This is a genomic window from Streptococcus dentapri (assembly GCF_042649885.1).
Classification (GTDB): Bacteria; Bacillota; Bacilli; order Lactobacillales; family Streptococcaceae; genus Streptococcus; species Streptococcus dentapri.
Map to the genome: position 1 here is coordinate 39,896 of NZ_JBHSAC010000055.1, position 10,875 is coordinate 50,770.

12 protein-coding genes are annotated in these 10,875 nt (G+C 41.9%); 10 read left to right on the forward strand and 2 right to left on the reverse strand.

Going from position 1 to position 10,875, the window contains the following annotated elements; translation table 11 throughout:
- Window positions 1-7 precede the first annotated feature (7 nt).
- The 3 genes from ACFOSE_RS06740 to ACFOSE_RS06750 all read left to right on the forward strand — a co-directional run bounded on the left by ACFOSE_RS06740 (window position 8) and on the right by ACFOSE_RS06750 (window position 2,505).
- Window positions 8-505: a GAF domain-containing protein gene (locus ACFOSE_RS06740; protein ID WP_380431894.1), complete on the forward strand. Its 498-nt coding sequence runs from the start codon at window positions 8-10 to the stop codon at window positions 503-505.
- The gene (dnaX, locus tag ACFOSE_RS06745) at window positions 505-2,187 is read left to right on the forward strand and encodes a DNA polymerase III subunit gamma/tau (protein ID WP_380431896.1); all 1,683 of its coding nucleotides are present in this window, start codon (window positions 505-507) and stop codon (window positions 2,185-2,187) included. Before ACFOSE_RS06740 ends, dnaX begins: the two co-directional genes overlap by 1 nt.
- Window positions 2,188-2,298: 111 nt before the next feature.
- Window positions 2,299-2,505 carry a DUF3272 family protein gene (locus ACFOSE_RS06750; RefSeq protein WP_380431898.1) on the forward strand — a complete coding sequence of 69 codons (207 nt, stop codon included), beginning with the start codon at window positions 2,299-2,301 and terminating at the stop codon, window positions 2,503-2,505.
- On the opposite strand, the gene birA is transcribed toward ACFOSE_RS06750, so the two are convergent.
- Together birA and ACFOSE_RS06760 are read right to left on the reverse strand one after the other, a co-directional pair.
- Window positions 2,480-3,421, reverse strand: coding sequence for a bifunctional biotin--[acetyl-CoA-carboxylase] ligase/biotin operon repressor BirA (gene birA, locus ACFOSE_RS06755; RefSeq protein ID WP_380431899.1), 942 nt, complete (start codon window positions 3,419-3,421; stop codon window positions 2,480-2,482). The two genes, ACFOSE_RS06750 and birA, sit on opposite strands and share 26 nt — an antisense overlap.
- Before the next feature lie 615 nt (window positions 3,422-4,036).
- Window positions 4,037-4,168 carry an LD-carboxypeptidase gene (locus ACFOSE_RS06760; protein WP_380431901.1) on the reverse strand — a complete coding sequence of 44 codons (132 nt, stop codon included), beginning with the start codon at window positions 4,166-4,168 and terminating at the stop codon, window positions 4,037-4,039.
- Window positions 4,169-4,436: 268 nt separating this feature from the next.
- Here ACFOSE_RS06760 and metK point away from each other — a divergent pair, with 268 nt between their 5' ends.
- From metK to ACFOSE_RS06795, 7 genes are all read left to right on the forward strand, one after another.
- A complete protein-coding gene (gene metK / locus ACFOSE_RS06765) occupies window positions 4,437-5,630 on the forward strand; it encodes a methionine adenosyltransferase (RefSeq protein WP_380431903.1) in 1,194 nt (397 codons plus the stop codon).
- Between the two features lie 114 nt (window positions 5,631-5,744).
- Window positions 5,745-7,004 carry a UDP-N-acetylglucosamine 1-carboxyvinyltransferase gene (locus tag ACFOSE_RS06770; protein WP_380431904.1) on the forward strand — a complete coding sequence of 420 codons (1,260 nt, stop codon included), beginning with the start codon at window positions 5,745-5,747 and terminating at the stop codon, window positions 7,002-7,004.
- 461 nt (window positions 7,005-7,465) lie between these two features.
- Window positions 7,466-8,092: an NAD(P)H-binding protein gene (locus tag ACFOSE_RS06775; RefSeq protein ID WP_380431906.1), complete on the forward strand. Its 627-nt coding sequence runs from the start codon at window positions 7,466-7,468 to the stop codon at window positions 8,090-8,092.
- A 21-nt stretch (window positions 8,093-8,113) separates the two neighbouring features.
- Window positions 8,114-8,545, forward strand: coding sequence for a peptide-methionine (R)-S-oxide reductase MsrB (gene msrB / locus ACFOSE_RS06780; RefSeq protein WP_380431908.1), 432 nt, complete (start codon window positions 8,114-8,116; stop codon window positions 8,543-8,545).
- 15 nt (window positions 8,546-8,560) lie between these two features.
- The gene (locus ACFOSE_RS06785; protein WP_380431910.1) at window positions 8,561-9,187 is read left to right on the forward strand and encodes a nitroreductase family protein; all 627 of its coding nucleotides are present in this window, start codon (window positions 8,561-8,563) and stop codon (window positions 9,185-9,187) included.
- Between the two features lie 38 nt (window positions 9,188-9,225).
- On the forward strand, window positions 9,226-10,266 hold the full coding sequence (locus ACFOSE_RS06790) for an LLM class flavin-dependent oxidoreductase (RefSeq protein WP_380431911.1): 1,041 nt from the start codon (window positions 9,226-9,228) through the stop codon (window positions 10,264-10,266).
- A 24-nt stretch (window positions 10,267-10,290) separates the two neighbouring features.
- Window positions 10,291-10,758, forward strand: coding sequence for a GNAT family N-acetyltransferase (locus ACFOSE_RS06795; protein WP_380431912.1), 468 nt, complete (start codon window positions 10,291-10,293; stop codon window positions 10,756-10,758).
- Window positions 10,759-10,875 lie beyond the last annotated feature (117 nt).

The window sequence follows — 10,875 nt, forward strand, 5'->3', positions numbered from 1 at the left end:
TAGACTCATGACGAATTCAGAAAAAATGTCTCAATACGAACTCTTGTTAGCTCAGTTAGACGCCTTACTGACTGATGAGACCAATCCTGTCGCTAATCTAGCCAATGCCAGTGCTCTTTTGAAGACGGCTCTGCCTCGCTCTGTTTTTGCAGGTTTTTATCTGTTTGATGGCTGTGAATTGATCTTGGGTCCTTTTCAGGGGGCGGTGTCTTGTGTGCATATTGCTCTTGGCAAAGGGGTCTGCGGTGAATCCGCCCAGAAGCGTCAAACGCTGATTGTGGAGGATGTGACCAAGCATGCCAACTACATTTCCTGCGATTCTGCGGCCAAGTCAGAAATCGTAGTGCCTATGGTTATAGATGGCCAGCTAGTGGGAGTTCTGGATTTGGACTCTTCGGAGCTTGCAGATTACGATGCCATTGATCAAACTTATTTGGAACGATTTGTGGCACTTTTGCTTGAAAAAACGGATTGGAATTTTGACATGTTTGGAGTAAAAAACTGATGTATCAAGCCCTTTATCGAAAATACAGAAGCCAGACTTTTGATGAAATGGTTGGGCAAGAAGTTGTTGCGACCACGTTAAAACAGGCCGTTGCCTCAGGAAAAATCAGTCACGCCTACCTATTTTCAGGACCGCGAGGAACAGGGAAAACCAGTGCAGCCAAGATTTTTGCCAAGGCTATGAACTGTCCCAATCAAAAAGATGGAGAACCTTGCAATCATTGTGATATTTGTCAGGATATTACCAACGGCAGTCTTGAAGATGTGATTGAAATTGATGCTGCCTCTAATAATGGTGTGGATGAAATCCGGGAAATCCGTGACAAGTCAACCTATGCTCCCAGCCGCGCAACTTATAAGGTCTACATCATTGATGAAGTTCATATGCTGTCTGCCGGTGCCTTCAATGCCCTTTTGAAAACCTTGGAAGAACCGACTGAAAATGTTGTCTTTATTTTGGCAACAACCGAATTGCATAAGATTCCGGCGACCATTCTTTCACGGGTTCAACGCTTTGAATTTAAGGCGATTAAACAATCAGCTATTCGCAAACACATGGCGGAAATCCTTAGAAAAGAAGGAATAGGCTATGAGGAAGAAGCCCTAACTCTGATTGCTCGTCAGGCAGAAGGTGGTATGCGCGATGCCCTGTCTATCCTTGATCAGGCTCTTAGTCTCTCAGTAGACAATCAGGTGACTGTGGCCATTGCTGAGGAGATTACAGGTAGTGTTGGTCAAGCAGCTTTGGATGACTATGTCAGCAATCTGCTTACTCATGATAGCTTAGCAGCTTTGACTAATTTAACAACGATTTACGATAATGGTAAGAGCATGAGCCGTTTTGCTACGGATTTGCTGGATTATCTGCGAGACCTCCTCATTGTCCAAACCGGTGGAGAATCCAGTCGAACCAGTAAGGCTTTCAAGGATAATCTGTCTCTGGAGCAAGAGCGTATTTTTATCATGATTGAGGTGGTGACTGCGGCCATGCCAGAGATAAAAAATGGTACCCATCCCAAAATCTATGCAGAAATGATGACCATTAAATTGTCAGAGACTGTCCCACCGAGTCAGACTGATGCTTGTGACACCAGCGTCCTAGAAGCAGAACTTGGACAACTGAAAGACCAAATAGCTCAACTTAAGGCTCGCCTGGAAAGCACTGATAATGCAGCTCCTGCTTCAAAACCTATTAAATCTAAGAAGAGCTTTTCCTTTAAGGTAGATAAAACTAAAATCCTGACCATCATGGAAGAAACCGTGGTTGATAGTCAACAATCGCGCCAATATCTTGATGCGCTCAAGAGCTCTTGGAATGAAATTCTCGACTCTATCGGACCTCAGGATCGTGCGCTCTTACTAGGATCAGAGCCAGTTTTAGCCAATAGTGAAAATGCTATTCTGGCCTTCAATGCGGCCTTCAATGCTGAACAGGCTATGAAGCGTACGGATCTCAATACTATGTTTGGTAATATCATGAGTCAGGCAGCTGGTTTCTCACCACAGATTATGGCGGTGCCTAAAGCTGATTTTGAAGAAATTCGAACAGAATTTGCTCAAAAGGTGCGTAGTCAAAAAGGACAAGAGGGAACAGAAGCAGTTCAAGATAATCAAAACCAAGAGGAATTTATCCCTAAGGATTTTGAATTTTTATCAGATAAAATTGAGCTTGAGGACGATTAAAATAGCATGCTATTCAGTCGAAACAGACATTTTATTACTAAATAGGGATTATTTTTGAGAAATGTAAAAAAATCCACCGTTTGGGTGGATTTTCTGCTATAATAGTGAAGTATGAATAGATTACAGTTTATTGTTATGGCCTTATGGTGCGCCGTAGAAAGCTATTTTTTCAGTAGTGCCTTGATGTCGGGTTCTTACATTTTAGCTGCTTTTTGGGCTTTTTTGCTTCTCAGAAATCTACAAAATGCCTATCTGGCAGACCGACTCTTGAAAGAATTGCTCAAGTCCCTACCTAAGTCTCCCAAGAAGAAAGACTGATTTCACCGCTGTTGAGTATTTTTGGCTGGCCATCTCCCAACTCAACAATTAGCTGACCGCTATCTGTAATATTGCTCGCGAGACCAGTATATTTTATTTGATTTTCCATAAATGTCACTTGTCTATTCAGGACGAGTGATTTTTCTTTGTAGATTTTTATGAGATCTTTTTGAGCTGTTTCAAAAAAAATTTTCCAAGTCTCAGCAATTAAATCATTTCTGGTGATAGTGGGGGGAGCGGTGAAGAGGCTGACAGCTTTATTTTTTAACTGACTGGGAAATTTTGGCACATAAAAATTGAGACCAATACCGATAATAACATCGGTTACCAGTCCTGACTCCATGGAGGTAATTGCTTCGGTCAAGATCCCTGCTAATTTTTTAGACCCGAGATAGATGTCATTGACCCATTTAATCTGAGTTTCAATACCAGTCAGTCGAGAAATGGCCTTTACAAGACTGGCCGTCACCATAAGGGTATAGGCAGGCATTTGATCATACTTGACCTCCGGCTTAAGATGGAGAGACATATAAATGCCCCCTGTTTCTGGTGTGAAGAAGGGGCGACCAAAACGTCCTTGTGCCTGCTTTTGCTTGGGAGCCAGATAAAGTGCCGGAGCCGGTTGACCTTTTTGAATTCCTTCTTTAGCATCAACTTGGGTTGAAATCGATTCTTCATTGAAATAGATCTCAAAGCCGAGTTTTTCTTTTAACACTTTTGGTAGTAAAAGGTCACCAGCTTCTAGTCGATATCCGCGATTTTTAAAAGATTCAATGACCAACCCCTTACTTTTGAGCGTTTTTATGCCTTTCCAAATAGCTGTCCGTGATACATTGAGTTTTTGGGCAAGTGCCTCACCGCTGATAAAATCAGAGTTTTCCGAAAGAAGTAGATAAATATTTTGATAAGTTTTCATAACTGACCTCGTTAATCATTACCTTTATTGTAGCATATTTATCCCTTATTTTTCAGTAACTTAGAGACATATCCTTGATATCTATTTTAATCTGAGCGCCTATAGTGAGGTAAAAAGTGGTTGCGTATGTGCAAAGTCTAAATCATAAAGAATATACCCCTTTTTTGGATGGGATGTTTAGCTAGAATATTTGTTAAACGATTGGCTGTCTGTTTGATATCCTTTCGGCAAGCGTCTCAAAAGGACAGCTTGAGATTTAGGATAAGACCTGTAAGATGGCAGCTAAGTCACGCTCAAAGCGATAAAAATCACCTTCTACGTCCCCCTTTAGTAAAAGAACATAGTTTTCTAGCTGTGGAACAGAGGGCGTCTTATCAACAGCTCAAGGCTCGAAAGGTGTCGCCGATGATTAGACCATAATTGTAAATTTTCCATTGAGTGGGATAAAAATGACGGGTTGAGCAGGACTGAACCAAGAATAGCTAGAGCATTCTAAGTGAGGATGCATTCGTATGAAGTTTGTGTCGTAGCTGTAGCCAAGCACTGTTTTGATGACCTTTTCCTCTTCATATTAAAGTTAGAATAGGAGGATACCATATAGATCGATAGTCCTATTTAGGTAAAGGTAGCATTTAGAAAGGTGGTTGAGTCGGAGTAACCACAGATAATTTTAGGATGGTCCGCAATCAGGTCGTAGTCTAAATAGAGCAGGACTTCATTTGCATCAAAACCTTTTAGAAGGTGCAAAAATTTGACTTAGTTTAGCATAAAGATCCAGAATTTACAACGACCTGTTGCCCCCCTCATTTAATCATTTAAAAAAATATGATATAATGAAGCAGTTATTAAGTCCCGAAAAGGTGTCCATAAGCCAAAGTGCTCTTATAGGCTTGGCAGTAAGTATCTGTTAACTAAGCATGCGTATGTATTGGGCAGTTCTTTGTAACCTAGTAACGCGTGGTAGGACTTATCTAGGGTTTTACGGCGATATTATATTTAAAAGGGGGACATTTTTATGTCAGAACGTAAACTTTTTACATCTGAATCGGTTTCGGAGGGACATCCGGATAAGATTGCCGATCAAATTTCAGATGCTATTTTAGATACTATTTTAAAGGAAGATCCTGAGGCTCACGTGGCAGTAGAAACGGCTGTTTATACGGGATCAGTTCATGTTTTTGGTGAAATCTCTACGACAGCTTATGTTGACATCAATCGTGTGGTGCGTGATACTATTGCTGAAATTGGCTACACTAATGCAGAGTATGGCTTTGCGGCTGATTCTGTTGGGGTTCATCCATCTTTAATCGAACAGTCGCCAGATATTGCCCAAGGGGTCAATGAAGCCTTGGAGGTGCGTGGAAATGATGACCAAGACCCTTTGGATCTGATCGGGGCAGGGGATCAAGGTCTTATGTTTGGTTTTGCTATCAATGAGACGGCTGAATTGATGCCCTTGCCAATTTCACTTAGTCATAAGTTGGTTAAAAAATTGGCTGACCTGCGTAAGTCTGGTGAACTCGCCTATCTGAGACCAGATGCTAAATCACAAGTTACTGTTGAATATGATGAAAATGATAAGCCGATTCGGGTTGATACTGTGGTTATTTCAATCCAGCACGACCCAGATGTTACCAACAATCAGATTCATAAAGATGTCATTGACAAAGTGATTAAAGAGGTCATTCCAGTAGAGTATCTGGATAATGAGACCAAATTTTTCATCAATCCTACTGGCCGTTTTGTCATCGGTGGACCACAAGGTGACTCTGGATTAACGGGTCGCAAAATTATTGTTGACACCTATGGCGGCTATGCCCGTCACGGTGGAGGGGCCTTCTCTGGTAAGGATGCGACTAAGGTTGACCGCTCTGCCTCCTACGCTGCCCGTTATATTGCTAAAAATATTGTAGCAGCTGGTTTGGCCAATAAGGCAGAAGTTCAGTTAGCTTATGCGATTGGTGTAGCCTATCCGGTTTCTATACGGGTTGATACTTTTGGTACTAATACAGTACCAGAGAGTCAGATTGAAGAGACTGTCCGTCAGGTCTTTGATCTACGTCCAGCAGGTATCATTCAAATGCTAGATCTTAAACGTCCAATCTATCGTCAGACAGCAGCCTACGGTCATATGGGACGTACTGATCTTGATCTACCTTGGGAAAAATTGGACAAGGTAGAGCTTCTGAAGGAAGCCTTAGAACAATAATTATTGAAAGCCCTCTGGGGCTTTTTAGTAACTCATGTTTGCTTTATTGTCAAAACTCCTAATCTCTGATATAATTAAAAGGTTGAATTTCAGGATATAGAAAGAATATAAGGTATGCGTAAAATTATTATCAATGGCGGTAAGCCACTTTCAGGAGAAGTGGCTGTATCAGGAGCGAAGAATAGTGTGGTTGCCCTGATTCCTGCCATTATTCTAGCAGAGGATATCGTTATTTTAGATGGGGTGCCAGCCATCAGTGATGTCGATAGTCTGATAGAGATCATGGAAATCATGGGAGCTAAGATTAAACGCGATGGTGAGACGCTTGAAATTGATCCCCGTGGTGTTAAAGATATGCCTATGCCTTTTGGTAAAATCAATAGTCTACGAGCTTCTTATTATTTCTATGGCAGTTTACTAGGTCGTTTTGGCCAAGCGGTTGTGGGACTTCCTGGCGGCTGTGATTTGGGTCCTCGTCCAATAGACCTTCACCTTAAGGCTTTTGAAGCCATGGGGGCGTCTATTTCCTATGAAGATGAGGCCATGCGGCTAGCAACAGCTGGTCAAGCCATGCAGGGTGCACATATTTACATGGATACGGTCAGTGTTGGTGCAACCATCAATACCATGTTGGCAGCTGTCAAGGCCAAAGGGCGTACTATTATTGAAAACGCAGCACGTGAACCAGAAATCATTGATGTAGCAACTCTGCTCAATAATATGGGAGCCCGTATCCGTGGAGCTGGAACCAATATGGTTACGATTGATGGTGTTGATTATCTAGGCGGTACACGCCATCAAGTGATTCCTGATCGCATCGAAGCTGGAACTTATATTGCTATGGCGGCTGCGATTGGTGAAGGAATTCGTGTGACCAATGTCCTCTATGAACATCTAGATAGTTTCATTTCCAAGTTGGAAGAAATGGATGTGCATATGACAGTCGGAGAAGATTCTATCTATGTTGAAAAGCAGGAGGGACTCAAAGCAATTTCTATTCGCACAGCTCCTTATCCTGGTTTAGCGACAGATTTGCAACAACCATTGACCCCTCTTCTTTTGAGTGCCAATGGGCGTGGTACCATTCAAGATACCATTTATGAAAAGCGGGTCAATCATGTTCCAGAGTTGGCGCGGATGGGGGCGGACATTTCTGTCCTTGGCGGACAAATTGTTTATAGCGGCCCAAACCAACTGGGCGGAGCTGCAGTCAAGGCCACAGACTTGCGCGCTGGGGCGGCTCTTGTCATCGCAGGTCTCATGGCACAAGGAACAACGGAGATTACTAATATTGAATTTATCTTGCGCGGTTATGCCAATATCATTGAAAAATTAACTGCTCTTGGAGCGGATATTAAATTAGTAGAAGAATAGGGAAAGTGAGATGAAGCCCAAAAAATCAAAGACTTTTGGTTTGTTTTCTTATTTTAGGCTAACTTTTAAATGGTTTCCCACAGACTGTTTGAACTTCCGCATAAGCGGAGCTTTTCGTGGTAAAGCCAAGTATTTGGCATCAAAATCGCTGTCATTTGCCTAGCAAGAGATAAGTGGGTAGATAGCTTTGCTCTCAGGGTTTTCCACCTTTAATAGTCCAGTAGCCTATTAAAGCCAGCTATCAGTGGCTGATTAGAGGAAATGTTAATGTTGATAAAACAACAAGCTTTTCTCTCAACCACGGTGTCTTATAATAAAACTATCAAAAATCAGAAACTGGATACTTTTGTTTCAGTTTCTTTTTATGTTTTCTCCGATAAAACAAAAGACAAGAACTAGAATTCACAATTATTGACAGATGGTTGGGGAAGACTTAAAATACGACTAAGGAGGTCTTTGTGATGAAAATTTTCATTATAGATGCTAATGGCAGAGTAGCGCGTGCTTTGACCGATCAGCTATTGGCTCAAGGTCATACTGTCTATGCAGGTGTTTACGATGTTAAAAAACTGAAAGCCAAGGAGCAGCTCTTTCCGGTAGCTTTTGATTTACATTCTACCGTGGAAGAAATGGCTGAGAGTTTCAAGGGAATGGATGCTATCTATTTCTTGGCGGGATCTCGTGGAAAAGATTTACTACAGACAGATGCATTTGGTGCGGTCAAAACCATGCAGGCAGCTCAGCAAACGGGTGTTTTCCGCTATATCATGTTGAGTTCACTCTTTGCGACAGAGCCTCAAAAGTGGAATCAGCTGGGCTTGGATCAATTAACGAACTACAACATCGCTAAGTACTTTGCAGATAATTACCTAATGACTCAAACCAATTTAGACTATACAATTCTTCAGCCTGGCGGTCTGGATGAAGGATCCGCGACTGGTCGTGTGAATTTCGCACCTAAAAAAGTAGGACGCAATCCTATTGCTGATGTTGCCTTAGTCCTCGCTAAAATTTTACAGTATGATCATACTATCTCGAAGTTAATTCAGATGACGCAAGGACAAGAAGAGCTTGAAAAGTCTATCTAAAAACTATAAAAGGAGAAGTCTATGTCAGAAACTTTACGCCAACGTATTGGTGATTTAGCCTATGAAGTGACTCAAAATGCAGCTACTGAGCGTGCCTTCACTGGACAATATGATGATTTTTTTGAAAAAGGTATTTACGTAGATGTGATTAGTGGTGAACCTCTTTTTTCATCTCTGGATAAATATAATTCTGGTTGTGGTTGGCCTGCCTTCACCCAACCGCTTGATAATCGTCTGGTGACTAGTCATGAAGACAATTCTTTCCACATGCGCCGCATTGAGGTGAAAAGCCGACAAGCCGGATCGCACCTGGGCCATGTCTTTAACGATGGACCGATAGATAAAGGGGGCTTGCGCTATTGTATCAATTCGGCAGCTCTGCGCTTTATTCCCTATGAGAAAATGGAAGAAGAAGGCTATGGCGAATGGCAAAAACTTTTTGATGACAGGTAGTGAGAAAGGAAAATAATGAAGAATAATAATTTTGCTGAAATTGTATTTGGACGGCGCTCGATTCGCTTTTTCGATGGGACGGTAAAAATTTCTCGCCAAGAAATGCTAGAAATGATTGATAAGGCAGTTACAGCTCCTTCGTCAGTTAATATGCAGCCTTGGCGTTTCATTGTGGTTGATAGTGCAGAGGGCAAGGAAAAGTTGTCCCCTTTGGTTCGTAGCAACCAGCTGCAAAATAAAACATCAGCTGCCATGGTAGTGGTTTTTGGTGATTTGGCCTGTTATGAATATGGTGAAAAAATTTATAATAAGGCTGTCGCTCAAGGTAAGATGTCAGCAGATGTACGGGATAAACAGCTAGCAAGTATTCTACCTTTCTATCAAAATATGGGTAAGGAAGAGATGACCAGTATCGTTAAAATAGATGCTAGTCTGGCAGCCATGCAGTTTATGTTAGTGGCAAGATCCTACGGTTATGATACCAATGCTATTGGTGGTTTTAAGGCGGATCAATTGGCTGAGGTTTTTGAGCTTGATGAGCAGCGCTATGTGCCGGTCATGATTATAGCAGTTGGTAAAGCCAAAGAAGTGGGCTATGATTCGGTTCGTCTGGACGCTCATCAGATTACAGACTTTAAGTAATAATTATCAAAGAAGGAAACTGAAAAAGGAAGCTTAAAATGAAAATTTCAGTTCTAAACTTGGTGCCCTTACGTCAAGGACAGACCTATAGAGAAGCTATGACAGATATGGTGGATTTGGCTCAGAAGATAGAGCAACTGGGCTATGAGCGTCTTTGGATTGCGGAGCACCACAATATGAAAAGTATTGGTTCCAGTGCAACGGTTCTTTTGATGCAGCATGCTCTAGCTCACACCCAGAAAATTAGGGTGGGATCTGGTGGTATTATGCTCCCCAATCATAGTCCTTATATTGTGGCTGAACAATTCGGAACCCTAGAAACCCTTTATCCTGGTCGCGTAGACTTGGGATTAGGACGCGCTCCTGGGACAGATATGAAAACAGCGCAAGCTCTGCGGCGCACTGATAATTTAAATCCCCGATTTGCTGAAGATGTGACTGAGCTCGCTGGCTATTTTAGTGATACTAATACAGTACACGCTTACCCTGCAGCAGGTTTGCAAGTGCCTTTTTATATTCTTGGTTCCAGCACAGATAGTGCTTACTTGGCTGCTGAGATGGGTTTGCCTTATTCATTTGCTTCTCATTTCGCCCCAGCTATGATGGAAGAAGCCCTTGCCATTTATCGTCGTTACTTTAGGCCCTCTGCCGTACTTGCTCGGCCTTATGTGATTCTGGGAGCTAATGCGGTATTGGCTGATAGTGATGAAGAAGCCCAACGTCTGGCGACTACCCAACTCAAATCCTTTCTTGGTATTGTCACTGGTCACTCAAGTGGTCTTCAACCACCGCTTGACAGCGAGGATGATGTATGGCAGAATTATTTAGTGACTGTTAATGTACCTCATTTTGGTCCCCTTGCTTTTGAGCGTGAAGATATTATTCATCGTGAGAAGATGGTTGTTAAGCAAATGTCACAGGTTTCTTTAATCGGCAGTCCAGCTCTTGTCCAAAGACAATTGGCAGAACTGAGGGAAAGAGTAGAGTTTGACGAGCTCATTGTCAACAGTTATATCTATGACAAAAAAGCCCAACACCGTTCCTTTGAGCTTCTAAAAGGAGCAGCAGACCAATTTTAGAGAATATAGTAAGAGGAGAAAACTATGCCTATCAGACGTGCTAAGTTAGATGATATTCCCATACTAGAAAAACTATTAGAAGATATTTTGCTCGTGCATCACGAAGTGCGACCAGATTTATTTAAAGCTAGCGGTAAAAAATTTTCTCATGAGGAGTTGGAAGCCTTGATTCCTGATGATAGTAAACCAATTTTCGTTTATGAAAATGAAGCGGGCCAAGTTCTGGGGCATCTTTTCACGATTATCGAAAAACATGAGGGCCCAACGAAGCCGCCCCACAAGACTCTTTTTATCGATGACTTATGCGTTGCTAGTGAAGCTCGTGGTCAGAAAATTGGTCAGCAACTTTATGAATTTGCTCATCAATATGCCAAGGAGATTGGTTGCTATAATCTCACCCTTCATGTCTGGAATGCGAATGAAGCAGCTCTGCGTTTTTATAAAAATCAGGGCTTGCAGGAGCAGTATACTTCAATGGAGGAGATTTTGTAATAGATGAAAAAAGAAAACTTTGTAAATGACTTACAAAGTGCAGACCGAAGACAAACTTCTTTTTGGAGGTTTGTCTTTTTTGGTGTCTCTTATCTTTAAGATGAAAAATGGATAAGA